Annotated in this window: 24 protein-coding genes and 1 riboswitch; of the genes, 9 read left to right on the forward strand and 15 right to left on the reverse strand. The window is 72.6% G+C overall.

All coding sequences use genetic code 11. The features are described from left to right. Nucleotides 1-76: 76 nt before the first annotated feature. From VM324_02860 to VM324_02875, 4 genes are all read right to left on the reverse strand, one after another. On the reverse strand, nt 77-2,665 hold the full coding sequence (locus VM324_02860; GenBank protein HVL98213.1) for a UvrD-helicase domain-containing protein: 2,589 nt from the start codon (nt 2,663-2,665) through the stop codon (nt 77-79). Beyond that, nucleotides 2,662-3,600, reverse strand: a complete 939-nt coding sequence (locus VM324_02865) for a PD-(D/E)XK nuclease family protein (protein ID HVL98214.1) — start codon at nt 3,598-3,600, stop codon at nt 2,662-2,664. Before VM324_02865 ends, VM324_02860 begins: the two co-directional genes overlap by 4 nt. Then, nucleotides 3,601-3,870 carry a hypothetical protein gene (locus VM324_02870; GenBank protein HVL98215.1) on the reverse strand — a complete coding sequence of 90 codons (270 nt, stop codon included), beginning with the start codon at nt 3,868-3,870 and terminating at the stop codon, nt 3,601-3,603. Between the two features lie 111 nt (nt 3,871-3,981). Then, entirely contained in the window at nt 3,982-5,469 is a 1,488-nt protein-coding gene (locus tag VM324_02875; protein ID HVL98216.1) for a hypothetical protein, read from the reverse strand. Between the two features lie 972 nt (nt 5,470-6,441). Here VM324_02875 and VM324_02880 point away from each other — a divergent pair. Beyond that, on the forward strand, nt 6,442-7,341 hold the full coding sequence (locus tag VM324_02880) for an HNH endonuclease (GenBank protein ID HVL98217.1): 900 nt from the start codon (nt 6,442-6,444) through the stop codon (nt 7,339-7,341). A 223-nt stretch (nt 7,342-7,564) separates the two neighbouring features. Here the strand turns inward: VM324_02880 and VM324_02885 are convergent, their stop codons facing one another. After that, a complete protein-coding gene (locus VM324_02885; protein HVL98218.1) occupies nt 7,565-8,848 on the reverse strand; it encodes a GAF domain-containing SpoIIE family protein phosphatase in 1,284 nt (427 codons plus the stop codon). 171 nt (nt 8,849-9,019) lie between these two features. On the opposite strand from VM324_02885, the gene VM324_02890 reads away from it, so the two are divergent. Together VM324_02890 and VM324_02895 are read left to right on the forward strand one after the other, a co-directional pair. Further along, nucleotides 9,020-9,217 carry a hypothetical protein gene (locus VM324_02890; GenBank protein HVL98219.1) on the forward strand — a complete coding sequence of 66 codons (198 nt, stop codon included), beginning with the start codon at nt 9,020-9,022 and terminating at the stop codon, nt 9,215-9,217. Between the two features lie 4 nt (nt 9,218-9,221). Further along, nucleotides 9,222-9,560, forward strand: coding sequence for a type II toxin-antitoxin system PemK/MazF family toxin (locus VM324_02895; protein HVL98220.1), 339 nt, complete (start codon nt 9,222-9,224; stop codon nt 9,558-9,560). A 539-nt stretch (nt 9,561-10,099) separates the two neighbouring features. Here VM324_02895 and VM324_02900 read toward each other — a convergent pair. The 4 genes from VM324_02900 to VM324_02915 all read right to left on the reverse strand — a co-directional run bounded on the left by VM324_02900 (nt 10,100) and on the right by VM324_02915 (nt 14,992). Beyond that, nucleotides 10,100-11,875 (reverse strand): BTAD domain-containing putative transcriptional regulator, encoded by a 1,776-nt coding sequence (locus tag VM324_02900; protein HVL98221.1) that lies wholly within the window; start codon nt 11,873-11,875, stop codon nt 10,100-10,102. Between the two features lie 29 nt (nt 11,876-11,904). After that, nucleotides 11,905-12,183, reverse strand: a complete 279-nt coding sequence (locus VM324_02905; protein ID HVL98222.1) for a hypothetical protein — start codon at nt 12,181-12,183, stop codon at nt 11,905-11,907. Between the two features lie 308 nt (nt 12,184-12,491). Beyond that, nucleotides 12,492-12,731: a hypothetical protein gene (locus tag VM324_02910; GenBank protein HVL98223.1), complete on the reverse strand. Its 240-nt coding sequence runs from the start codon at nt 12,729-12,731 to the stop codon at nt 12,492-12,494. A gap of 74 nt (nt 12,732-12,805) precedes the next feature. Then, nucleotides 12,806-14,992 (reverse strand): AAA family ATPase, encoded by a 2,187-nt coding sequence (locus VM324_02915; protein HVL98224.1) that lies wholly within the window; start codon nt 14,990-14,992, stop codon nt 12,806-12,808. 336 nt (nt 14,993-15,328) lie between these two features. After that, nucleotides 15,329-15,449: riboswitch (SAM riboswitch) on the forward strand. A 53-nt stretch (nt 15,450-15,502) separates the two neighbouring features. On the opposite strand from VM324_02915, the gene VM324_02920 reads away from it, so the two are divergent. Then, a complete protein-coding gene (locus VM324_02920; protein HVL98225.1) occupies nt 15,503-16,831 on the forward strand; it encodes a hypothetical protein in 1,329 nt (442 codons plus the stop codon). Between the two features lie 37 nt (nt 16,832-16,868). On the opposite strand, the gene VM324_02925 is transcribed toward VM324_02920, so the two are convergent. Next, nucleotides 16,869-17,063: a hypothetical protein gene (locus VM324_02925; protein ID HVL98226.1), complete on the reverse strand. Its 195-nt coding sequence runs from the start codon at nt 17,061-17,063 to the stop codon at nt 16,869-16,871. Between the two features lie 513 nt (nt 17,064-17,576). Here VM324_02925 and VM324_02930 point away from each other — a divergent pair. Next, the gene (locus VM324_02930; GenBank protein ID HVL98227.1) at nt 17,577-17,780 is read left to right on the forward strand and encodes a hypothetical protein; all 204 of its coding nucleotides are present in this window, start codon (nt 17,577-17,579) and stop codon (nt 17,778-17,780) included. A gap of 190 nt (nt 17,781-17,970) precedes the next feature. On the opposite strand, the gene VM324_02935 is transcribed toward VM324_02930, so the two are convergent. After that, nucleotides 17,971-18,438, reverse strand: a complete 468-nt coding sequence (locus VM324_02935) for a DIP1984 family protein (protein ID HVL98228.1) — start codon at nt 18,436-18,438, stop codon at nt 17,971-17,973. A 428-nt stretch (nt 18,439-18,866) separates the two neighbouring features. Between VM324_02935 and VM324_02940 the strand changes: the two genes are divergently transcribed. Continuing rightward, nucleotides 18,867-19,127 carry a hypothetical protein gene (locus VM324_02940; GenBank protein HVL98229.1) on the forward strand — a complete coding sequence of 87 codons (261 nt, stop codon included), beginning with the start codon at nt 18,867-18,869 and terminating at the stop codon, nt 19,125-19,127. Nucleotides 19,128-19,354: 227 nt separating this feature from the next. On the opposite strand, the gene VM324_02945 is transcribed toward VM324_02940, so the two are convergent. From VM324_02945 to VM324_02955, 3 genes are all read right to left on the reverse strand, one after another. Then, nucleotides 19,355-19,918 carry a Uma2 family endonuclease gene (locus tag VM324_02945; protein HVL98230.1) on the reverse strand — a complete coding sequence of 188 codons (564 nt, stop codon included), beginning with the start codon at nt 19,916-19,918 and terminating at the stop codon, nt 19,355-19,357. A gap of 918 nt (nt 19,919-20,836) precedes the next feature. Next, complete coding sequence (locus tag VM324_02950) at nt 20,837-21,232, reverse strand: type II toxin-antitoxin system VapC family toxin (protein ID HVL98231.1); 396 nt, start codon at nt 21,230-21,232, stop codon at nt 20,837-20,839. Continuing rightward, nucleotides 21,229-21,477 (reverse strand): hypothetical protein, encoded by a 249-nt coding sequence (locus tag VM324_02955; protein HVL98232.1) that lies wholly within the window; start codon nt 21,475-21,477, stop codon nt 21,229-21,231. Before VM324_02955 ends, VM324_02950 begins: the two co-directional genes overlap by 4 nt. A 468-nt stretch (nt 21,478-21,945) precedes the next feature. On the opposite strand from VM324_02955, the gene VM324_02960 reads away from it, so the two are divergent. The 3 genes from VM324_02960 to VM324_02970 all read left to right on the forward strand — a co-directional run bounded on the left by VM324_02960 (nt 21,946) and on the right by VM324_02970 (nt 23,351). Continuing rightward, nucleotides 21,946-22,494, forward strand: coding sequence for a hypothetical protein (locus VM324_02960; GenBank protein HVL98233.1), 549 nt, complete (start codon nt 21,946-21,948; stop codon nt 22,492-22,494). Between the two features lie 291 nt (nt 22,495-22,785). Further along, nucleotides 22,786-23,043 carry a ribbon-helix-helix domain-containing protein gene (locus tag VM324_02965; GenBank protein HVL98234.1) on the forward strand — a complete coding sequence of 86 codons (258 nt, stop codon included), beginning with the start codon at nt 22,786-22,788 and terminating at the stop codon, nt 23,041-23,043. Further along, complete coding sequence (locus tag VM324_02970) at nt 23,040-23,351, forward strand: type II toxin-antitoxin system PemK/MazF family toxin (protein HVL98235.1); 312 nt, start codon at nt 23,040-23,042, stop codon at nt 23,349-23,351. The genes VM324_02965 and VM324_02970 overlap by 4 nt, the downstream gene beginning before the upstream one ends. A 23-nt stretch (nt 23,352-23,374) precedes the next feature. Here VM324_02970 and VM324_02975 read toward each other — a convergent pair. Next, a partial coding sequence (locus tag VM324_02975; GenBank protein ID HVL98236.1) for a PD-(D/E)XK nuclease family protein occupies nt 23,375-23,765 on the reverse strand: 391 nt, incomplete at its 5' end.

The raw sequence follows: 23,765 nt of genomic DNA on the forward strand, positions 1-23,765 counted from the left end.
TTCAGCCTCCCAGGCGGCGAGGTCGGGCGGCGGCTCGACCACCGCGGGAGGCGCGGGCCGGCCGGGCAGGTCGACGTCAATGGCGGCCTCGGGCAGGTCGAGGCCCTCGCACGCCCCGGCGACGAGCTCGGCGTTGGTGCAGTTGCGCCGCTCGTCCGGTGGCTTCTTGCGCTGCTTGCGGTGCAGCGATACGACCAGGTGATCCTTGGCGCGGGTGCACGCGACGTAGAGCAGGCGCAGCCGCTCGTGGAAGTCCATCTGCTCGTCGATCGGCTTGAACGCCTCGAACTCCGGGGTGACCAGACCGGTGCCGACCTTGAGGGCCACCGGCGCGTCGGGGGGGGAACGCGACCTCGACGCGTGATCGGTGACCGCGGGAGGCGGTGGTCATGCCCGACACGATCGTGATCGCAAACTGCAGGCCCTTGGCAGCGTGGATGGTCATGATCCGCACGGAGTCGTCGTCGGTCTCGGGCAGGATCGTCTCGGCCACGCGGGCGCTCTCCGAGGCCTGCAGGCGCGCCCACTCCAGGTACTCGCGCAGGGTGCCGCCCTCGGCCTCGCTCCACGCCCGCGCCTGGTCGATCACGAAGCGCAGGCGCCGCCACACCTCGCGCGGGCGCCCCGCGGCGTAGCCGAGCTCGAACAGCCGCCGGTCGCGGGCGACGCGGTCGGCCAGCTCGGCGGGGGCCAGCCACGCGAGCTCGGCGTGCAGGCCCTTGAGGTAGCGCATGGCCGCACCGACGGGATGCGCCGGGTCGAGACCCTCGGGCGGGTCGGCGAGCAGGTGCCACGCCCCGCCGTGGCGCACCTTGTAGGTGAACAGGTCGTCGTCACCGCAGCCGAACACCGGCGAGCGCAGCGCGGTGACCAGCGCGAGCTGGTCGGTGGGGTCAGCGACCGCCCGCAGGGTCGCCATGAGCTCGCGCACCTCGCGGGTGGCGTACACCAGTGAGCTGGCCTCGGCGCGGTAGGGGATGCCCCGGGCGTCCAGCGCCTGCTCGAGCTCGGCCAGCGACGTGCGCGCCGGCAGCAGGATCGTGATGTCGCCGAGGGTGGCGTCGCGCCAGCGTTCGGTGCCGTCGGGGCCGCGCTCGCTGACCTGCCAGCCCAGCGCCGCCACGACCGCGCCCGCCACGTCGGCGGCCTCGTGCTCGCGCAGCCCGTCGGCCCTGAGGTCGGGGTCGGTGTGCACGGCTGCACCCAACACGGCGACGGGCGGTCCGACCGGCGAATCGGTGCGCGCCGGGGCGGCGTCCAGCGGCTGGTAGGCCGGCTGCGAGCCCGTCGAGGGCTCGATCAGCTGGCCGAACACGTGGTTGACCCAGCCGATCACGGCAGGGCTGGCCCGGAAGTTCGTCGTGAGCGCGACCGGGTCGCCGAACACGCCCCGGGCCGCCAGGAACAGGTCGATGTCGGCGCGGCGGAAACGGTAGATGGACTGCTTGGGGTCACCGACGAAGAACAGCCGCCCGGCCTCCACAGCGATGTCGGGCCAGGCCTTGGCGGCCGCGTCGGGGTCGGCGGAGGCGATCAGCACCGCGAGGTCGATCTGGATGGGGTCGGTGTCCTGGAACTCGTCGAGCAGCAGGCGCTGGTAGCGCCCGCGCAGCCGGTCGCGCACCGTGACGCCGTGGGGGCCGCGCAGCACGTCGCGGGCGAGCACGAGCAGGTCGTGGAACGCCAGGCGCCCGCCGGTGCGCCGGCGCGCCGCCGCCTCGAGGGTGAACCCCGCGACCTCCACGGCGATGCGGCGCAGGCAGGCCAGCGCGACGCTGTCGGCGAGCTGTTGGCGGGCCTCGCCGAGCGCGGTCAGGCCCGCGGCGATCGAGGCCTTGTCGAGCCAGTTGCCCTTCCTGCCATGGCCGAACTTGAGGGTCGGCTTACCCTGCTTGAGCAGGCGCAGGGCCTCGAACTCGTCGGGCGCCGCGCGCAGCTGCTCGAGGTAGGGCGCGACCTGGTCGGTGAGGTAGGCGCAGAGCAGGTCGTCGCTGTCGGCGCACTCGTCGCGGCGGGCGAGCAGCGCCTCGATGCCCTCGACGAGCTCGTCGGTGACCACCGCGGGCGGTTCGCTCGCCCCCCAGGGGATCCGCCGTGGGTCGGCGACGAGGTCCCAGTTGGCCTCGAACTGCGCGGCGAGATGGCGGATGTCGACCAGGCGGACGTCCGCGGCGAAGGCCAGCAGCAGACAGCGCCGCAGGGCGGGTTCGGCGAGCAGCGCGTCGCGGAAGCTGCGCCAGCGATCCTCGAACTCGATGTCGGAGGCGACCTCGTCGAGCACCGCCACGTTCGGCGGCAGGCCCGCCTCGATGGGGTTCTCCGAAAGGATGCGCTGGGCGAAGGCGTGCAGCGTGCTGATGGCGGCCGCGTCGACCTGGTCCAGCGCCGTCTGCAGACGGGCGCGTGCCGGCGTGCCGTCGGCGGCGGCGTCGCGTTGTTCCTCCAGGGTGCGGCGGATGCGGTCACGCAGCTCGGCGGCGGCCTTCTCGGTGAAGGTGATCGCGGCGATGTGGCGCATCTCGGTGCCGTCGTGCACGAGCGCGACGACCCGCTCGACGAGTGAGCGGGTCTTGCCCGACCCGGCGCCGGCCTCGACGAACAACGTCTCGTCGAGCGCGGTGGCGATGCGGGCGCGGGCCGCCTGGTCGGACAGCGCCGGCGTCATGACGTTGCCATCGGGGTGTCGGGGTCGGCGTCGGCGGTGAGCACGGCCGGTTCCATGTAGGCGACGTAGTCGCGCAGCTCGGCGGCGAGCCGGACGCGCTCCCAGTCGCGGTAGCGCTCGGCGGTGCCGAGGTCGTCGGGGTCGCAGAAGCGGCACTCGGTGAACATGGACCAGCCGGGCTCGGGCGGGCGCATCGGGAAGCGGCCCGCGGCGATGCCGTCGGCGGCGACGGTGAGCGCACGCTGCAAGCTGGCCACGACCGCGTCGGTGAGCGGGTAGCCGATGCGCTTGAACTCGCCCCGCGTGGAGGTGAACCAGTACTCGCTGCGCACGCCCGCGGCCTGCTGCGTGTCGCGCACCGCCAGGCCGTAGATCGCCAGCTGGAGCTTGTCGCCGTCGCCGAGGGGGTTGTCCTCGCCGAGACCTCGGTAGGAGTAGGTGCTGCCAGTCTTGTAGTCGGCCACGACCAGGCTCCCGTCGGCGCAGCGGTCGAGGCGGTCGATGCGCCCCCGCACCCGCACCGAGCGGCCGTCGCCGAGGTCGATGGCCACGGCGGGGGCGGGCTGGCCGGGGATGCCGAATGCCCACTCGGCGGCCAGCGGCACGAGGCCGAGCTCGCGGCGGCGGGTGTCGTCGGCGTCGACGAAGCGTTCGAGGTCGGCAACGATGCGCGGGCGGTCGCGGCGCCACAGCAGCGCGTAGCCGGTCACGCCGCGCTGCTCCGCGGCGTCGCACGCCTGCTCGGCGAGCTCGCGCATGCGCGCGCGGGCCTCCGGCGGCCACGGCTGGGCCGGCGGGGGCGGGCCGGCGGCGAGCTGCTCGTCGAGCCAGCGTTCGAGCACGTCGTGGATCAGCGACCCCTTCTCCATGGGGTCGATCTCGAGCAGCTCCTCGGGGTACTCGACCGGCTGCACCCGCAGGACGTACTGCAGCAGCTAGGCGTGCGGGCAGGCGAGCCACGTCTCGAGCTGCGAGGCCGACACTACCCGGTCGGGATCGGCGGGCGAGGTGATCTCGGCGCCGAGGGCGGCGAGGTTGCCGTCGAAGCGGGTGAAGGCCCGCCGGCCCCTGGTCAGCGCGAGGTCCACGCCTGCGGCCAGGCCCGCGTCGCCGGCGACCAGCGGGTGGGCGGGCAGCTCGCGGCGGACGCCGACGTCAGCCAGCGCCCGCAGGCCGTACTCCTGGCGGGTCGCGGGGAACCCCACGGTGCGCACCCGCTGGGCGAACGACGCGACGGTGGTGAGCCAGCCGGCGGTCGACGGCAGCGACCGTCCGGCGGGGATCCCGGTTGCGAGCGCCGCTGCGGCGTCGAGCAGTCAGCGCGACGGCGCCCGTTCGATGCTGCGCCGCAGGTCACCGCGCGGGTAGACGAGCACCCGGTGGCTGCGGCCGGCGGACAGCGCGGCGAGCATGTGGCGGTGCTCCACGCCGATGTGCGCGGTGCGCAACCGCAGCTCGTCGCCGACGGCGGGACGCTCGGCGTCGGGCAGCAACGAGTCCTCCCGCGCACGGGTCGGCAGCACCCCCTCGGCCAGGCCCAGCACGACGACCAGGTCGAGGTCGACGCCGAGCGCCGCCGACACCGTCCCTGCGAGCACCCCCCGGCCGAACGCACCGACCCTTCCGAGGTCGGCGTCGAGCTCGAGGCGCAGCGTGCGGTGAAACACGTCGAGGTCGGTGGCCTGCTCGACCGCGTCCAGGCCGGCCAGCCGGTCAAGCGCCCCCTCGACCTTGTCCGCGGCGGCGCGCTCGACCTCGGGCCAGCGCCCCCGGGCCTGGTCACCCCCCAGGTAGCGCCGGACGGTGGCCTGGCACCATTCGGCGAGCTCGCGCCACGTCGACAGGCGTTGCGCAGCAGTCAACCGGTCGCACAGCTCGTCGACGAACGCGCGGAGCCCGTCCGCACGGTCGGCGTCGCGGCGGTTGCGCTCGATCAGCCACGTCCGTGGCTCGTCGGCGGCCTCCTCGACGTCGGCGCGCTGGCGCAGGTCCGCGGCGAACCACGCGAGCTTGTCCGCCCATTGGTCCCGGCCGCGGACGATGCCGGCCTGGCGGCTGATGCGCTCCCACGGCCCGGCGGTCACCCACCGCCCGTCGGTGTCGCGCACCGGGGCCTGCGCGATCAGCCCCATGACGCTCGGCCGCGCATAGTCGGCGTCGGCCAGCGCCAGCAGGTCCAGCAGCCAGCGGCCGAGCATCCGGTCCGCCAGCGGGCGCACCGCCCGGCCGTTGAACGCCACGCCGGCGGCGTCGAGCTGCTCGGCGACCAGGCGCGCGTAGGGCTCCACCGTCGGGTAGAGCACCGCCATGCGCTCCAGGGCGACGCCGTCGCGGGCGGCGGCGACGACCCGTTCGACGGCGGAGCGGGCCTCCTCTTCGGGGTCGGAGACCGAGACGACGGCCGTGGGTGTCGGGGGCGGTTCGTGGATGGGGGGCGGCGGGTGCAGGCCGAGGCGGACGAGGACACGGTCGATGTCGGCGTCCGCCGCGGCCACGCCGGTGCGCCCCGCGATCACCTCCACCGGCGCGCGGCCGGCGACCTCGCCGAGCAGCGCCGCAGCCGACAGCGAAAGGTCCTGGGGCAGGTACACGACGACCGTGCCGAGGTCGTCGAGCACCGTCGAGCCGGCACGCAGCGCCTCGGTTGCCGCACCCATGAGGTCGGCCTCTTCGAACCAGGCGCCGGCGAGGAGGACGCGTGCGGCGCGGCGCACGCGCACCACCTCGCTGGCGCGGATGCCGGTGGCCGCCAGCGTGTCAAGGCTGGTCTCCCGCAGCTCGGACAGCTCCCGGTAGGCGTGCACGAGCGCCTCCTCGGTGGAGGGTGCTCGCGGACCTCGGCGAAGATCCCCGGCGCGTCGGTGAGCACGGTGCGGACCGCGGCGGCGACAACGGGGGTCGACACCGGTCGGCGTCCCTGCGCGGCCAGGCGCGGGGCGCCCAGCAGCTCGGCCAACCGGTACACGGTGAGCAGGTTGAGCCCGGCGACGCCGGCGCCTTGCGCGGTGACCGCGCCGAGCTCGCCGCTGGCCAGCAGCCGGCGGATCGACACGCCCACGTAGTTCGTCGGCACCACCACGGTCACCGGCTGCAGCGGATCGTCGGCCTTGGCCGCCGCGACGCGCTCGCGCAGCAGCTCGGCGGCCGGCCGGCCGGCCGTAGCGTGTCGAGTGCAGCGAGATGTCAGCCACGGGAATCTACGGTACGTGGGGGCTGTGAAGGTCCGCGCGATCGCTGCGGAAGTCGCCGTCGCGATCTCGGCCGACGCTGAAGCGCAAGCACCGGCGGAGGCCAGCACGGCGAGGCCGACAACGCCGTCGGTTGGCGTGGACTGGCGGCACTGCGCGCCCAGCTCAGCTGGTTTGCCAAGAAGAGCAAGGCAGTCAAGGGCTCTTATCTGGTGATCGACGGCTGGCAGTACTGGTCGATGGGAGCGCCGGTCGATGAGAGGACCGTCATCAACCGGGCGCGCCTGGATCCCCCTGGTGCCGCCTAAACAGAGTCGGCGGCTTCCTCACCCTGGCGGCTCACCCTGGTTGCCCGGGTTCTAGGGTCCGGCGCTCCCCGCCGCCCTCGCCTGCACGGCCGCCGCGTCGTAGCGGAGGACAATCGGGCGACTCGGCTCGACGGTGACCGGCGCGAGCAAGGCCAGCACGCGCACACCAGGCTCGACCTCGGCGACGCGACTGCGCCGCCTACGAGCCCGTTCCACCGTGGAGGGCCGGGCTGCGCCGTGACCCTTTCCTCCGAACCGCCTATCCGGTAGACCGGGGTCCATGGACTGGGAGGAGCGGGCACGCCTGGCGGTGTTCGATCACCTGGCCGCACTCGTTGAGCGCCACGGCGAGGTTCTTCCTCGCCAGGCGCTGCAGGAAGGGGTTGCTTTCGAGGGTCGGCAGATCCGTCTGCTCGGACCGCAGGGCATCTTCAAGCCAAGCCAGTTCAAGCTGCCGCTGTCCATCACGACCGCGCCGCCTGTGCCAGGCAAGGAGCCACCCTACCCCGACCGCGCCGAGGGGGACAGGTTGCGCTACGCCTACCGCGGCACCGATCCTCAGCATCGGGACAACGCAGGGCTCCGCTGGGCCATGCAGAAGAGCACTCCGCTGGTGTACTTCCTCGGGGTGGTGCCGGGGCAGTACCTGGCAACCTGGCCGGTACACGTCGTCGCTGACGACTCGGCGGCCTTGACGTTCACCGTCTCACTGGACGCCACGACCGCCGGCGCCGACGCCGTCCTAGCGGGGGAGGACCCGGCCCGCGGCTACACGGTCCAACCGGTGCGCCAGCGACTGCACCAGCGGGTCTTCCGCGAACGCGTCCTCGCCGCCTACCGGAGCGCTTGTGCGATGTGCCGGCTACGTCACACTGAACTGCTTGACGCTGCGCACATCCTCGACGACACCGACGAGCGCAGCACGACCGCCGTATCCAACGGCATTGCGCTGTGCAAGTTGCACCACGCGGCGTTCGATCACCAGATCGTCGGCGTCCGGCCCGACGGTTTGACCGTTGAGGTCCGCAGCGACATCCTCGCCGAGATCGACGGCCCCATGCTGCGGTACGGGCTGCAGGAACTCGAAGGGCATCGCCTCGACGTGCCGCGCCAGCAGCTGCTGCAGCCCGACCCGGCCTTCCTCGCGGAACGCTACGCCCGTTTCCGCGCTGCTGGATGAACGGGCGCCCGGCCACGGCGGCTCGGCGACCAGCAAGCGAGCCGCCGACGGCGTCCGACGGCCGACGGCCCTTCACGGTCCTGTGCAAATCAGTCGCAGTCCCAGCGCACCTACCGGGAGGTGCTCGCCGGCATCCCCATGCCATGGCGCACCGGTCCCCGTCTGCCTCGCGCACCGGAGGGCACGGGTCGCGGGTCCCGAGCGCACGGCTGCTTGGCGAGCGTCAGCGGGCAACGGCGCGGGCAAGCACCAGCGCGACGTCGTCGTCCAACACCTCATGCGCTTCCTCGACCGCGTGGCGAACGTGCGCGAGGGCGGCGTGTGCGCTGGTCGCTGGTGCGGCCTCCAGGGCGCGGCGCAGTGCCCGTTCGCCGACCTCGATGGACTGACCGCGCTGCTCGACTGCTCCGTCGGTATACAGCAGCAGCATGTCGCGGGCCTCGAGGCGCGTGGTTTCCTCGCCGGCTTCGAAGTCGGCGAACGGGCCGACGAGGTCCCCAGCTCTGCCCCGCTGCTCCACCCGGCCGTCGGCGCGGCGCAGAAGTGACAGCGGGTGGCCCGCATTGGCGATGACCACCTGGATGGGCGTGGTGGTGGTGTCCACGGAGGCAAAGCACACGGTGCAGAACCGCTCGGACAAACCGTCTTGGCCGTGGGCCTTGAGTCCCTCTCGGACCAGAATCTCGTTGAGGCGGGCAAGGACCTTGCTCGGGCGGGTTTCGACGCGCGCCAACGCCCGCAGCATGTGTCGGAGCTCCCCGGTCGCGGCCGCGGCGTGAGGGCCCTTGCCGCACACGTCGCCCAGAGCCAGGGCGAACCGACCGTCGTCGAGGTCGAAGACGTCATAGAAGTCTCCCCCGATCTGCAGCTCGGAGGATGCCGGTGCGTAATGGGTGGCCACCTCCAGGCCCGGGATAGGGGGGATGCGCTGTGGCAGTAGCCAGGTCTGGAGGAGGTCGACGAGGTACTCGCCTCTGGCGCGGCGGGCGCGCTCGAGCGCCACCGTGCGGCGAGCGGTCAAGCGCAGCTCCAGCTCGTCGACGGCGATGTCGGCGAGGTCTTGCAGGGTGGCGATCTCGGCCTCGGTGACCTCGCGGGGCTGACCCCCGATCACGTTGATCGTGCCGAGGTTGTGACCGTCGTGGGTTCTGATCGGGGCCGCGGCGTAGAACCGCACCCGCAGCGCGCCGCGCACCAACGGGTTGTCCATCGAGCGGGGATCACGGGCGGCGTCGGTCAGGATGTAGGGATCCTGCTGCAGGATCGCCGAGGCGCACAGGCCGGGGTCGCGGTCGATCTGCCCCACGTCGAGGCCGTGAGCCGCCTTGAACCAGATGCGGTCGTGGTCGACGATCGAGACCGTGGCAATCGGCACGTCGAAGAAGCGCGCCGCCAGCGCTGCAAGACGATCGAACGCCCCGTCTGGAGGGGTGTCGAGGACCGCGTAGCGACGCACAGCCTCCAGGCGTTCCCGCTCCTGGGGCGGCAAGGCTGGGACCGCGGCCATGCTGGCTCCTTCGCCCGAAAACTAGAACGAGAGTACGTTGGTTCTCACCGGTGCGCTGGACAGACGCATTCGTCGGCTATTCGCCCTGGGTATCGCGGCTGGGCGACGCCGCCAGCCAGCCGGAGCGCCCCTTGTAGACCATAGGATCTACCAAGCTGTAGAATGACCCGCATGAGCGGCACCACAACCGTCCGCGTCGACCGGACCACCCACGACGAGCTCAAGCGGCTCGCTCGACAGCGCAACAGCACCGTTGCAGAAACGGTCGCCCAGGCTGTCCGTGTGCTCCGACAAGACCAGATGGGCCGTGACCTCACACAGTCGACCTCCAGCGACGACGTCGACTGGCTCGATGCTGACCTCGGGTGACGTGGTGCGCCTTGAACTCGGCGTTCCAGCCGGATCGGAAGCCGGCCTGGCGCGCCCCGCGGTCATCGTCACGGCCCAACGCGTCCTCATGCACCAGCCGCGGGTCGTCCAGGTGGTCCCTCTGACCGCAACCCTGCGCGGGTATGACTCCGAGGTGACCGTCACCGCCGACCCTGACAACGGACTCGAGGTCGACTCGGCCGCCCAGTGTCAGCACATCCGCGCCGTGGCCACCGAGCGGCTGGTGGGCACGCTCGGCAACGTCGGGGGCGTGGCGCTGGCCCGGATCCCCCACGGCCGACCGGGTGTCCGGAGCTTGCCCGCCACGTGGCCGAGGTGCTGAGGCGCGAGCTCGGACCGCAGACGGCTGAACAGCGCGCGGCTCTGGTCGATGCTCTCCTCGAGCGGATCGCCGCCCGGCGGACCCGTCATCGACGCCCCCGAGCGCTGCAGGCGGTGCGGTCGGCGCAGGGCTCGAGCGCCGACCGGTTCTGGACGCGTCCGCAGATCGCGGCGGCGACCTACCGCCGGCGTTACCCCTACCTGCGCTCCCGGTTGCAGTTCAGCGCGTCGCTCGAACCCCGGCTCCTGCAGACCGTCCCTGCAGACGAGCTGGCGCGCCTGCGCCAGGAAGTCGGAACGGAACTCGTTGATCCGGCGAGATGGGGGACGACTTCACGCTTGTCCAGTGCTGGGGCAAGACCGCATCGGCGAGGGCGTCAGGACCAGCCCGGCGCACAGGCCGAGCCCGGTGGGCGAGCCGGTTGGCGACAAGGGGTGGAGTGACCATCTGCACGACGGCGTACGTCACTGCCGGCAGCGCCACCTCGGCGGGCAATCGGTCGGACCGCGACGCCACTGCGTCTGGCTGGGGTCATGCGGTCACGTCCGCGTAAGGAGAGCGGGATTGTCGATCGACTTGGCGAGGGCGACGGCGGTCTCGGCCGCTCCCTCCTCTCCCAGTGCTGCCCAGTGGCGGGCGACGCTGACCCGCAACTCTCGCATGCCGTGCGAGGAGGCCAGCCGGTCCAACTCGTCCACCCATTGCTCGGCGCGAGGATGCCCATCGCGGACGGCCAGTTGGGCGAGGGCGTCCAGGGCGTACGCCTGCACCCACAGGTACGAGTCCGGGAGGCGGGCGCACCGCTGCGGCGCGTCGGCGAGGAGCTCGAACGCCCGTGAGGTGTCGCCGCGTTCAGCGGCGACGAGCCCCATGCCGCGAGCCGCCAGGCTTTCCCAGCATGGGTCCTGGATCTGGCAGCCGAGGGCGAACGCGTGGTCGAACATGTCGCCTGCCGTGGCCACGTCGCCGCCCAACAGGTGCGCCTCGGCGATGATGCTGGATGGGAACGGCACGAATGACGTCCACCCGGTCGCCTGGGCTCGGTCTATGGCGGCGGCGGAGTGCTCGACGGCGGCCTCCAGTTCGCGGCGAAGCAGGTGGGCACGTCCGCGCATCGCCGAGGCGAAGGCCCAGGCGCGAGGCTCGTTGGCCGCGTCGGCCGCGGCGATGGCGCTGTCCAGGCGTGCGAACGCGGTCTCGTAGTCCGCGACGTCGGTTTCCAGAGCTCCGGCGGCCGCGTCGACCCACGCGCAGCTGGCAACATCGCCGGGTGCGGTGTCGCGGGCGCGGTCCAACCAGACGCGGCCGCGTTCGTAGCGGCCGCGCAGCAGGTTGACCCAACCGATCTCGCGCTGGGCGGTGCCGAGCAGCGAACGCGCCCCGATCTCGTGCGCGACAGAGGCGGCCTCGTGCAGTGCCGGCAGCGCGTCCTGGTCGCTGCCGCGGGCAGCGTGGATGAGCGCCCCGCCGAGCGCCACCAGCGACCTCACGAGCAGCTGGCGGTCGCCGCTGCCGCGCGCCCCCAGCACGGCACGTCGCAACGCATCGACACCTGCGTCAGTGGCCCCCGCGGACACGGCCGCCTCACCGGCTTGCAGCTGCGCCTGGACTGCCGCGCGCCCGGCGCTGGTCGCCTCTCCCGCAGCGGGCAGCTGCGCGGCCCTGCGCAGAGCGGCCGAAGGTTCGGTACCCAGCTCTCGCCGGAGGAGCTCGGTCGACGTGGCCACCTGCGCCTCCGCCTCGGAGACTCGACCCGCAGCTCTCAGGCACCGCACGAGCAGGACGTGGGCGTTCTCGTCGTACGGGTCTGACACCACGACCCGCTCGGCGAACACCGCAGCGGTGGAAGGCCGACCGTTCAGCGCGTCCAGCGCCGCCTCGCGCAGGAGCGCGGTCGCCATGCCCTGGACTCGGCGCCGCTCCGACGAGACCCACAGCTCGAATGCCGGCGCGCCGTCGAAGCGCATGCCTGCCAGGAGCTCGCCGGTCGTGACCTCGGCGGCGGGCATGTCACCGTCGATCAGTCGCCCGACGTCCACCGCGACGTCGTCAGGAATGGACAGTCGCAAGGGGTCGTCGTCGAGCTGCAGCCCGGCGATGGCCTTGCGCAGCTGGGACAGGTTCCAGCGCACGGCACCGGCGGGGTCGGCGACGTCGGGGAACAGCAACGCCGCGATGCGGTCGCGCCGGACCGGGCCGTCGCTCAGCACGAGGTAGGCCAGCAGCGCCCAGGCCTTGTTGCCCCGCGGTCCCGCGACCTCGACGCCCTCGTGCTCGAGCCTGGGGGTGCCGAGCAGCCGGACAACCCATCCCATGTCGGCTCCTTGGTGACCTGGCCAGTGTCTCAGGCCCTGGGCCCGGCGGGAAGGTCCAGGCGTCGGGCCGCGACTGCGAACTCCCGCTGGCGCACCGCCAACGGCACGTCGCGGCGGTCGGGGGCCAGGTCGCGGTGGCCTGTTCGTTCCGTGATCGTGGCGGTGATCGCAGCCACCGCGCGCCGCGCGTCGGGGGTGTCCGCCAGTTCGGCGATCTCGGCGGCGATGGCGAAGAAGTCGCCGATGCCACCGCCCACGGGGCGAAGGGACGTCTCGGGCGGTGGGGCTTGAACGGTCACTGCTGTCATGGCGCTACCTCCTGTGTGGCAGCACCGTGGCCCTGCACCGTGTGACGGGCCGTGGTACGGCTCGCAGCGCGAGATGTCCCGCATCCGACCCCTGCAGGAACCGGGGTGAACAAGCTCGCGACCGCCAGCGGTCTCTGCACGGTGTCGAGCACGGCGGTCAGGGTCCGCTTCTGCGACGGTGCGCCTGACAGTTGTCGGACCGCGGCAACCTTCAACGGGGGTCGCACGAGCAAACCAGCGCCGGTCGGCGTGTCGGCGTCAGAGCCGGGCTCGTCGTGCTACGAAAACTCAATCGCTCCCCTCGTCGGTCATGGCGGAGCCTCCACGAACTGTGCGACGGTCTCGCACCAGCCGCGCAGCTCGTCGGCGGTGGGGGGCAGCTCGTAGGCGTGCACGTGGCAGGCCTGGCTGAGCCGGCCCCACGCGTGCTCGACGGCGATGGCGAGGTCCCGGTCGTGCAGCCTGCGCAGACACAGCAGCTGCGCCCGCGTGCTCGTGCAGTCACCGAGGGCGCCGTCGCGCGCGCCGCACACCTCGTCGAGGCGCACCTCCAGGGCCTGGCGGGCCAGCAGCGCCGTGGCGCGCGGCCACCGCCCGGCGGTCGCCGGATCAGCGCGATCGATCAGGTCGCGTGCCTGGGCGAGCAGCCAGCCGCCTCCAACGCCGCGCGGCAAAAGCCCGGCACGACCCGGTTGGCCACACCCTCGCCGAGGTCGTCGGTGCTGGCCAGCACCCGCGCGTCGCCGAGCAGGCGGGACACGGGGTCGTCCACCTCGCGGATCTCCACGACGGATTCGGCCCGCCGGGTGACCTCCAGCACGCGGGCGGGCAGGTCGAGGCGACGTACCGCGTCGGCGAGCCGCTCGTCGTGGGTGAACACCACCACCTGCCGACGCTGGGCGACGCGGGCGAGGACGCAGGCGAGGCCGTCGATGCGGGCAGGGTCCATCGACTGGACGGGGTCGTCGACCACGAGGAACCGGAAGGGGCTTTCGGGCAGCGTCGCGCGCGGCAGGAACAGGCTCAGCGCGAGCGCGTGCAGCTCGCCCTGGCTCATGACCCCAAGCGCCGCGCCGGGCACCCCGTCCACGGTCACGTCCAGCGCCACGCGCCGGCGGGGCCCGCCGCCCTCGAGCACGACCTTGCCGAGCTCGACGTTGCTGTGCTGGCGCAGGGTCTGCCAGTGGGCCGCGCACGCGTCGGCGATGGGCCCGAACCGCGCGTCACGCACGACCGCGGTGGTGTCCTTCAGCCAGGCCTCGGCGGCCTTAAGGCCAGTGAGCTGCTCGGCGCCGGCCTCCGCGTCCAGCGCGCGGGGAAGCCATGCGGCCAGCTCACGGGCCAGCGGCCGCCACGCCTCCTGGCGGCGTTCCAGCTCCCCGGCTGCCAGCGTGCGCACCTGCTGCAGCGAGTCGTGCAGGGCGGGAAGGCTCGACTCGATGTGGTCGGCCAGCTGACCGGGACCCTCGCGGTGCTCCCACCCGTCCCACCAGTGCTGCCAGTCGCGGGCGGTGCTGCCGGTCTCCACACCCAGATGCAGCGCCTCCTGCAGCACCGGCGGGGGCAGATCGATGAGCTCCTCAGCCCGGCGCAGCGCGCGCTCGACAGCGGTTTGGGCCTGCGTCGCCTCGCCGGCCGCGGCCCGCAGCCGCGCCGCCTCGGCGAGCGTGTCGGCATGCCAAGCGGCATCCAGCGCGCCCTGGCGGCCGCAGACCGGGCAGTCGCCGTCGCCCCGGTGGTCGTGCAGCTCCAGTGCACGCTCGAGCAGGCCGGCGAGGCGTTCGGCGTCGGCGGCGTCCGTGCCGGCCACCGCGGCCAGGCGCCTGGCGGCCTGGCGAAGGCCGTTGGCCACGGACTCGGCGCGGGCCAGGTCAGGCGCGTGCAGGCTCGCCAGAGCCCCCAGCAGCGCGAGCTCCCCGGCCGCAGCCTCGCCACCACCATCGACGACGAGGCGCTCGACGGCGTCGAGCTGCCAGGACCGGCCGCTCAGCGCCTCGGCTGCGGCCCCGGCGCGCGGGTCGTCGGAGCCGGCCAGCTTGTCCTGCAGGTCCTTGGCCGCGTCCCTGGCCTGCTTGACCAGACGTTCGCGTTCCAGGCGGGCCTGCCGGAGTCGTTCGCTCGCAGCGTTGAGGTCGTCGACGCCGAGGATGACCTCCAGGGCGTCGTACAGCTTGGAGGGACCCTCGTCGAGCATCGAGCCCAGCTCGTTGTAGGACAGGAACGGGCGGTAGGCCGTGAGCGGCTCGGCCCAGGCCAGCGCGTCGAGGTCCTCTCGGGGTTGGCCGTAGCGCTGCACCGCGGTGACCGCGTCCTCCAGATCGGCATCCGCCGACCAGCTGCGGGCGACGGTGGTCGACCCGGTCACGCCCTCCTCGACGAGTTCTGCTGCGACGCGGGCGGTGCGGTGGTGCAGGTTGCGCCAGCCCTCCCGCCACGCCCGAGACCGGTCCCGCCACCGCAGGTTGTGGCCCGTCAGCAGGAGCTCCAAGCCCTCCGCGAAGCTCGACTTGCCCGACCCGTTGCGGCCCAGCACGAGGGTGAAGCCCGGGCCCGGGGTGAGCTCGAGCGTCTGCGCCTGCCCCACCCCACGGAACCCCTCCACGGTCACCGACCGCAGGAAGGCGCCGGCGGGCTCGGGCCGCTCGGCGGCCTCGACGACGTCAGGACGCGCGATCGGCTCGTCGCGCAGCACCGTCGCGAGGTCGGCGTCGCCCTGGCAGGCGGCGAACACCAGCAGCCGCGCCTGCTCATCCAGCGCCTCGTCGGCGTCCAGCCGGCGGAGAACCTCACCCAGTAGCGCCTCGTCCACCCTTGTCACCCCCCACGGGTCGCCCCGGAGGGATGGTGCCAGGTGCGTGTGACGTGGGGAAGTGCTGCCGGTGGGACAGCCGCCGGGGCCGTAGCCGAACCGCCCTGCACCGGGCGCTGCACCCCCCGCAAGATGCACAAGCTCGACCTGACGGCGATGGACGTGAACACCGTGATCCAGCGTGACGACGTCACCGAGCGCTACGCCGGGCGAGCGGGGGGTGCTGTACGGCGTCGTACGCGGCCGGGAGATCCGACCGAGTTGTACGAGGAAGCGCCGTCACGCCCGGGGCTGATGCTGCATGCACGTCACAGGGTCCCGCTATGGTGGATTCCAGCTCAAGAGAGAGCGGCTGTCGGTACCTGGCCGGCCGTTCCAGCTCCCCCGCCGACTCGCGTCCGGGGTGCTCCAGGGAAAGAGCGGGCCATCCGCATCTGCGGACGGCAAGACGCGAGGATCACCCCTGGCGATGAGCTGGTACGGGGTCCTCACCGAACTTGAGGGGACCCCATGAGCATCATCGAGCGTGCCGTCAGCCGTCGTGCCACCACCGTCGCCGAGCTGGCCGTCGACCCTGCCGCCGGCGACGGGTTGTTCCTGCCGTGGGGTGGCCGGCTGCCCCACTTCGCCGAGGCCCGGGCGGTGTGCGGCCGCGGTGAGTCCCACGCCGCCCCGGGCGCGGAGTGCGACTGCGGGTTCACCGGCGCCTACGACGCCGTTTCGCTGCTGGACCTGATCGAGCCGACGATCGGCGAGCTGGCCGGCTCGGCGATGTTGGACCTCGAGCTGACCGGCACCTTGCGGATTGATCAGTCGTGGACCCGCGCCGCCGAGCAGCGCGTCATGGGTGGCGGGGTGATCCGCTGGTGCCGGCGGTGCCGGCCGGGGGACGTCGTCGCGCACGGCCCCGCCCGCCTGTACGGGGCCGAGCGGACCGTTGGGCTGCGGCGCATGCAGGGGGTGGTGACCCGCTGTGATGCCCACACCGACGGTGCGACGCTGACCGGCTACTCCCTGGCCGACCTGGCCGGGCTGCTGCGCACTGAGCTGACCTGGGCGCCAGAGGAGGTCATCGCCGCGCTGGTCGACCGCCGGCGGGCCCGGCTGGTGCTGGGTCAGCGCCGCGGGCCGGCCCTGGGCATGCGGCGCATCGGGCAGCTGCGGATGGGCCAGGTCGGCTTCACCAGCCTGGACAGTTTGCGGCTGGACGGTGACGGGCGGCTGTGGGTCGACGTGGACGGACCCGCGCCGCAGCGGGCGTTGGGTGACGTGCTCGTCCCCGTGCACCGCGCGGTCGACCTGGCCTTCGAGCTCATCGTGCCGGTCACCGCCGCCGAGCGGATCGACGCGGCCGTGGGGCGGCCCCGCCCGCCGCTGCTCGGACGGCGGGAGGCCGAGGTGCGGCGGATCGAGGGCATGGAGCACCTGCCCTCGGCTGGTGGAGGTCTGGGCCCGGGCGGGCCAGCGGTGACCGGGCGGTGGGTGGCCGTCGCAGCCGAAGCCCGCTGCTCCGTCTATCGGCCGGGCCACCGCGTCCACTACATCCAGGCGCGCAAGTCCCGCGAGGACCACGGCGACGGGGTCGCCTGCGCGGTCGTGGAGCTCATCGAGCCCGACGTGGTGATCGTCGGGTTCGGCAAGGCGCGGCATCGCTGGCACAACCACGACCTGCCCCGGCTGCGTGAGGCGCTCGCCGACCTCGGACCGCAGGCGCACATCTACGAGCGAAAGAACCTGCTGCGACTGGGCAACCGCTGCTTCTGCATCGCCATGCCCGGGGGCTGGGATCCCGACTGCGACACGGGTCCGAACCACGGGTTCGTGTTGCGACCGCGCTGAGGGACGAATGCTCGCCAGGCACGATCAAGCGACGTCGTCATCCCTTGGCGCTGCTGTGCTGCACCTCGGCCTGCGCTCGTCCCACCCATTCGAGGTGGTTGCGCCACGCCCTACGGCCGATGAAGAACGGGATGAGCAGCACGAGCAGAGCAGGCGGATACTCCCACATGGCCACCGCCATCACGGCGAGTCCTACGAACGCGATCACGAGTGCGAGACACCCGCCGAGCATTCGCTGACCTTCTGCCGGTATGCATCGTTGCGTAGCTGTGCTGCCGGTCGAACGCTATCTCGTGCGTGCCCTCCCACCCCAGACGCAGCCGGCGCGGTCGAAGAAGAAAGTGAGGAGGTCCGGGCCACCTCGCCGCGGCATACTCGGGCGTCTGTAGTCGCGGGAGAGAGATGGCACTGCACCTGCACAGGGCGGAGCGCGCCGACCGACTGGTCGAGGCGCTCGCACCGAAACCCAGCGCCGCTGCACGAGGTGGTCGAGCTCGACCAGGACGAACGGGGACAGCAGGAAGGGACCACGGTCGCCAGCGTGTCATACGTATGGCGTAGGGGACCGGCGCGTCGCCGAGGATGAGACGGCCGTCGTCACGTGAGCAGCCGCCGTGACCGTGGGCGTCACATCCACCGGTGGGCACTGCAGGTACGCCAGGCGGATTGCGGCGATCGGTTCGCCTCGCACGCGCTGCAGAGGCCGACATCGTCGACTACCTGCTGCGCCGTCGCCGAAGACAGCGTGGGCGCAACGCAGGTCGCCACCCTCGACCACCCCCACCTGCGGGCGGCTTCGGGATCGGCGTGGGAGCTCGTGCTCGCCAGGCAACTCGCCTGCCGGGTTGCCCACGCGCACCTTCCGGTGGGCAGCGAGCGGCAGGCGGCGAGGTCCCCCTTCCCTCCCTCGCCGCCTGCCCGCCGGCGTGCGGTCGACGCGTGGTGCTGAGCGATGCCCCCTGACCGGTGCACGGATGCTCCGTGACGGCTGCACGGTGAAGTAGCACCCGCCGTCGGGTCCGATTCACAGTCGGTTGGATATTCCCAAGTAGTTCGCGTCCGCTCCCCACACCGCGGGCCGGCGGCTACCAACCAGCCACCTGCCGCTCGCTCAGCGGAACGAAGCCCCGGAGCCGGTCTCAGGCTCCCGCGAGCTCGGTGTCGAAGTTCACCTGCTCGACCGCGAGGTCGAGCTCTCGGATCTGGCGGGCCACGTCGTCGGCACGACGACGCAGCGCCGTCACGTCCAGCGCCGCGAACGTCCGCAGCTCCTGCCGACCGAACCGGAAGACGTCCCGGCCGCCGGCCGCCGCGTCGGCAGCGGACTTCAGCAGCCCGAACCGGGTCCGCAGCGCGTCACGCTCGGCCAGTGCGGCGGTCAGCGACCGGCCGTCGGCAAGGGTCGCCTGCAGGTTGGTCTCGTTGATGCGCAGGATCAGCTGGGCGAGCCGGTCGACAAGCGCCTCTGCCTCGTCGAGCAGCGCGGACGCGTCCTCGGCCGCCTCCTCACCCTCGGTGTACCGGGCGGAGGCCGCGACGCGGTCACGCAGCGCGGCGAGCTGGCGCTGGGCGTCGGCCCGCTCACGCAGTGCCTCGGCAAGCAGCATCGTGTGTCACCTCCTCTCGCGATCTTGACGTCTGGATGTTCCGCGGGCCGCCGCGTCCGACCGGTGCGTCCAGGCTGGCCGGCTCGTGGACGCCGCCGGCCGAACAGCGACGGTCAGCGGAAATGGGCAACAAGAAGGCCGCCCGGGGGGCGGCCGGCGTGCGCTGCGGCGGGGGAGGCGCTACAGACGCTCCTCCCCGGCGCAGGCATCCGCCGACAGGCTCCAGCGGTTGCTCGACGCCTCGGCGCGGAACCGCTTCGTGCAGTGCGAATACGACATCAGGGTGCTGATCCTTGCGGGCCGGCGGGCCGGAAACGAAAAACCGGTCGCACGTCGTGCGAGCCGGCCGGGGGACACCCTGGCACAGCCGCGCACCGCCGTCAAGAGCCAAAATTCGGCTGTTCGCAGTTGCCACCGACGGGTGCTTGATGCAGTTCTTGGGCGAGCAGCTCGACGATCCCCACGCCGCCCCGTGCGGCCGTTGCAGCCGCTGTACCGGCCAGGCGCTGCCCGCTGCGGTCGCGAGCGAAGTGGTGGCCGCGGCGTCCAGGCGGTGCGGAGGGACATGGGAGGGCGCCGTCGAGGCGCTGCGCCGGGGCTTCGGCCCGGTTGCGGTCTGGGAGCGGCTGTTCGACGAGCGACCCGAAATCCCGGTCGACCCAGTCGAGCAGCTGCACCTGGGCGTATAGGCGGAGGATCGGGGGTGCGCGCAGCCCGCGGCTCACCGGCCCTCCCGGCCCGCGCTCTCGGCGACCGGCTCCTGCTCGGCGCGCACGCCCCGGAAGCCCAAGTCGTCAGCCAGGTGCAGGTACACGTGGCCCCGCAGGACACCGTCGACGCGCTCGACCGGGCCGTACGCGCCGGGGTGGGGGGGTTGCCGGTGCGCTGGCGGTGGACCTCGCCCCAGCCGGCGCCCTCAGCGCAGGAGCTGGGCGACGTCGACGGCCACGCCGGTGTGGTGCAGCGCGTGGACCACGCCCTCACGGTGGCGGGTGACCGAGGCGAACGACGTGCCGGCCGGCTCACGGTGCACCACGACCTCGTCGCGCCCGAGGTCGACCACCCAGTAGTCGGCAAGGCCGGCGGCGGCGTACAACGCCGCCTTCAGGCCCAGGTCGGTGCGGCGGCTCGAGTGGGCCACCTCGATCACCAGGCTCGCGGTCGTGGGGTGGGCGACGCGGTACCCGCCGGTGGGCTCGACGACCGCGAAGTCGGGGTGGGGCAACGACAGGTCACTGATCGCCAGCGGCGAGCCGACCCTGACGTCGCCCTCGGTCGCCGGAACACCCTCGACGAGGATGCGGGTCAGGCGACTGTTGATGGCCGCGTGGGACGGGCCCTCTTCGGCGGCGAGGACGAGGCGACCGTCGAGCAGCTCGACGTCCTCGTCGGCGAAGAAGCCCTGGGCGGCCAGCGCCTCGTACTCCCGGCGGTACAGCGGGCGGATCCGTGGGCCGCCCTCGAGCTCGTCAACGGCCATGGGACCAACCTGCCCGTTCGTGGACCCGACGGCAACCCCGCCTGTGGACCCAGCGGTCGTCGCCGAGCAACCGCTCGGCTGCCGGCATGCGCCACCGGTGTGACACCGAGGCCCAGTCGTGAAGACCCCTGCCCTCCACGGACATGGACCAGGCCAGTGAGGCCGCGACCAGTTGGCGGACGCCCGCCGCACCGAGCGGAGTGAGCCGCACCTGCCCGCCCTGCTGACGTTGCAAGCCGTGGATGGTGGTGACGACCTCGACCCCGTCCACCGCCAGGGCCGCGAGGTCGGCCCAGGACCCCGCAGACGTGACGCACGCCCCCGGCGAGGTAGTCACGGTGGCGGGCGTACTGCTCGTCGTCGAGGTCGCGATGTCGAACGAGGCCTCCACCAGCGACCACAGGCGGCCGGCGAGCTCGCTGAGCGCCAGCGGCCGGCCGGTCAGGAGCAGATAGGGGCAGCACGTCGGCCGGAGGCAGCCCGAAGCGGTGCGGGGCGTAGGGCGAGGGCCGCACGATCGGCGCGTCGACCCGGTCGAACACCGCCACGGGGAGGTCGAGGGTGGAAGGCGGTCATCGACACGGTCAGCGGCACAACGGCCGCGGCGGTGCGGGGAGGTGCCGGTTGCGCTGTGGCGCAGTCGATCCAGATCGCGCGTGAGAGCCAACGGTGGCAGCATTGTGGAGCAGGGGTCGGCCCAGCAGCCATGCCCAACGCGGTCGTGGAGGTCGGCGTGTCGGGATACCGGTTGGCCACAGGTCAGCTCGACGCCTTGTGCCGGGAGTTCAGCGCCTCGCTGCCCTTCAGGACCTTTGAAGAGCTCGAGGAGTTCATGACCGATGACGGGACACGCTCGACTGTAGGACGCTTCCGCGGCTCGACGCTGCCACGCCGGCGGGCCCCGGCGGCAGCCATCAGTTACTGCAGGAGGCGTACCCGGCAGCGAGGCCCAGGGGCGCGGGCGAGCCGAGCGTCACCGGTCAGCAGGTCGCAGCTCAAGACCTCGGCGAGCGCGATGTAGGTAGCGTCGTATGCCGTGACGTTGGCGCGTAGCTCGCAGCTCCTCCTCAGCAGGGGAAGCGTCGGGTAACGCGCCAGCTCGATGGCTTCGAGGTCGTCAATGGCCTCGGCGAAGCGCGTGTCGGAGACCGTGCCGTCGAGCCACCGCCTGCGCAGCACGGCGAGGGTCTCGACGTCCACAAGATCCGGCGCGGCAAGCTCTCCGGCGGTGCCGACCTCGTTCCGCGCCCGCTGACCGTCGAGGCTGTCGTCGCCGATCACGTTGGCCAAGATCGACGCGTCGACCACGATCACCGACGCGACCGCTCCTCGGCGATGTCATCGACGGCCTGCTGGAGCCCGACCTCACCACCGCGGTGGTGCTCGATGCGCTCCAGGACGTCCTCGAGCGTGGGCTTCTCGGCGAGGCGCTTCAGCTCGGTCGCCAGGTACTGCTGCAGCGACTGCCCACGCCGCTTGGCCCGTCGCTGTAGTTCTGCGTGGACGTCCTCCGGCTCGCCGGCCTGGATGACACCCCGGCCGGATACGCCAACGGTCACGGTGCGGATGCTGCCCCCCTCGGCGACGCCGCGTCGCGGTTGCGGGCGCGAGCCGCCTGACGGATGCCGCGTCAACGCATCGGGCTTCGCCCGCCCCGCGCCCGGGTGATGCCCGAAGGGTGCCGAGGACCGGGCGCCGCCGGCCGCTGTGGCGAGCCGGCGACCGTCGCCGTGACCAGCCGGGGTGGTTCTCGACCCGCACGGGCAACCCCGAGGCCGGCCGCTTCGACCTCCGACGCCCACGGGGCAACCCCGGCCCGCACAACTCACGCCCGCGTTGGACCCTCACGACACCCTGCCGCCCGGGTTGCGCGCGGGGATCGGTCGGTGCTCTTGAGGACCTCACCCGCGCGCCGCGCACAAATGTCGACCCAACGGGTCGCCTGCGGCTGCCAGGCGACAAGTCCGCCCTGTTCGAACCGCGGATGTTGGATACTCCGTGACCGCTGTTCCGTGAAGGGATGCACCGTGCCCCCACCGCCCAAGGCGACACCCGCCCTCCATGCGCTGTCCAAGGCAGAGCGCTCCACCGTGCTCGAGCAGCTGCTCGCCGGCCATCCCGAGCTCATCGAGGATGCCGAGGCCATGGCCGCCGACCTCCTGACCGGCGTGAGACGCGCCGCGGTGGCCGACGAGCTCGTCGCCGTCCTCCTCGCCGTGCCCTTCACCGCGATCGCCGACCGAGTCGGCAAACAGCCCGGACGTGGTTACGTCGAGGCGGCGGAGGCCGCCTCCGAAGTGCTGGAGGAGCGGCTCGAGCCATTCCTCGACGACCTGCGCCGCACAGCCGCCGGCGGGTTCGCCGATGCCGCCACCGAACTTGGTCTCGGCCTCCTGGTAGGGCTGTACCGCCTGCGGCAGGAAGCCGGGCCCGATACCCTCATCGGGTGGGGCGCTCCGGATCAGGAGGCGTGGGAGCTTGCCACAAGTGTCGTCCTCGCGTTCGACGACGCTGGCCTCCAACCGGCACGGGAGGTCATCGACGCGCTCGTCCCCGACTGGGCGGGCATCGCCTGAGCTGCGGGCCGGGCGAGCGTTTCCCGAACGCGGTGCGCGCGCCTGGAGGCGCGCGAAGCGACCCCTACCAACCGCCGGTCCTGCGACTGCAGGCCTCGCCGGCCGCGGTCGCCCGCTCCTTCTCTGGGGCATCCGGACCCGCGGGCCGGAAACGAGGTACGCGGTGGATGCCCGCCAGCGCACCCTGCGCCGCGACGCCGAGCACCTCCTAAAGGCAGGCCTGCTCGGCCAGGGGAACAAGGCAGAACGCCAACGTATACGTATTGTATACGGCATGGTAGCCTTCATGGCATGACCGTGCCGATCACCACCAGACTCGACGAGGACACCGTCGACGCGCTCGACCGGGCCGTACGCGCCGGCGTGGGGCCCTCCCGGGCCGCAGTGGTCGCCGAAGCGGTTCGGGAGTGGCTCGCCCGCCACTCCGAGGACGCCATCGCCGCCTCGTACCGCCGCGCCTACGCCGAACCCGACGCCGAACACGACGAACTCGTCGCCCGACTGGGCGCCTACTCCGCCAGCGTGACCACGAACGAGCCCGACCGGTGATCGCCCGCGGCGATGTCTGCATCGCCGACATCCCCGACGTCGGCCGCCACCCGGTCGTCGTCGTGACCCGCGACACCGCGCTGCCGGTGCTCACCTCGGTGGTGTGCGTGCTCGTCACGACCCGGGTGCGAGGCCACGTCGCCGAGGTGCAAGTCGGCCAAGACGAGGGACTGAACCAGGAAAGCGCAGCGAACTGCGACAACCTGTTCACCCTGCCCACGGCAACGTTGCGCCCGGTCGGCCGCTTGGGACCCGCCAAGCTGCACGAGCTCGACGGCGCCCTGGCCATCGCGCTCGGCCTGCGTTAGCCGCCAGCACCGATACCCAACCACTACGGGCTCGGTGTGGTCTGCGGCGCGCGCGCCAGGGCTGCCAGCACCTCGCGCTTGCCCTGCGCCGCATCGTCGAGGTCGAGCTCGACGGCGCCGGTGGGGGTGAGGAACACGAACACCACACGGGCGACGGGTTCGCCGGTCGCCAGCTCGACGGCCAGGGCGTAGGCGCCGCCCTGGGCGCGGTAGGTCGCCATGCGCCGGTCGAGGTCGGCGGTGGACGAGGCGGTCTTGTAGTCCACGACCACGAGGCCGTCCTCGGTGCGGTACAGCAGGTCGATGTAGCCCTCCAGCGTGCGGTCGCCGACGGGGGCGGCGACGTAGGTCTCCCGCCAACGCGGGCACCCCAGCGCCTCGCGCACCGACGGCGCGGCGAGCGCGGCGCGGGCG

Source organism: Egibacteraceae bacterium (assembly GCA_035540635.1).
Lineage (GTDB): Bacteria > Actinomycetota > Nitriliruptoria > Euzebyales > Egibacteraceae > DATLGH01.

Excerpts from the sequence above, each read along its gene's own strand:
- VM324_02860 (HVL98213.1), bottom strand. The coding sequence starts at position 2,665 with ATGACGCCGGCGCTGTCCGACCAGGCGGCCCGCGCCCGCATCGCCACC.
- VM324_02880 (HVL98217.1), top strand. The coding sequence starts at position 6,442 with ATGGACTGGGAGGAGCGGGCACGCCTGGCGGTGTTCGATCACCTGGCC.
- VM324_02885 (HVL98218.1), bottom strand. The coding sequence starts at position 8,848 with ATGGCCGCGGTCCCAGCCTTGCCGCCCCAGGAGCGGGAACGCCTGGAG.
- VM324_02890 (HVL98219.1), top strand. The coding sequence starts at position 9,020 with ATGAGCGGCACCACAACCGTCCGCGTCGACCGGACCACCCACGACGAG.
- VM324_02900 (HVL98221.1), bottom strand. The coding sequence starts at position 11,875 with ATGGGATGGGTTGTCCGGCTGCTCGGCACCCCCAGGCTCGAGCACGAG.
- VM324_02905 (HVL98222.1), bottom strand. The coding sequence starts at position 12,183 with ATGACAGCAGTGACCGTTCAAGCCCCACCGCCCGAGACGTCCCTTCGC.
- VM324_02920 (HVL98225.1), top strand. The coding sequence starts at position 15,503 with ATGAGCATCATCGAGCGTGCCGTCAGCCGTCGTGCCACCACCGTCGCC.
- VM324_02925 (HVL98226.1), bottom strand. The coding sequence starts at position 17,063 with ATGCTCGGCGGGTGTCTCGCACTCGTGATCGCGTTCGTAGGACTCGCC.
- VM324_02935 (HVL98228.1), bottom strand. The coding sequence starts at position 18,438 with ATGCTGCTTGCCGAGGCACTGCGTGAGCGGGCCGACGCCCAGCGCCAG.
- VM324_02940 (HVL98229.1), top strand. The coding sequence starts at position 18,867 with ATGCAGTTCTTGGGCGAGCAGCTCGACGATCCCCACGCCGCCCCGTGC.
- VM324_02945 (HVL98230.1), bottom strand. The coding sequence starts at position 19,918 with ATGGCCGTTGACGAGCTCGAGGGCGGCCCACGGATCCGCCCGCTGTAC.
- VM324_02965 (HVL98234.1), top strand. The coding sequence starts at position 22,786 with ATGACCGTGCCGATCACCACCAGACTCGACGAGGACACCGTCGACGCG.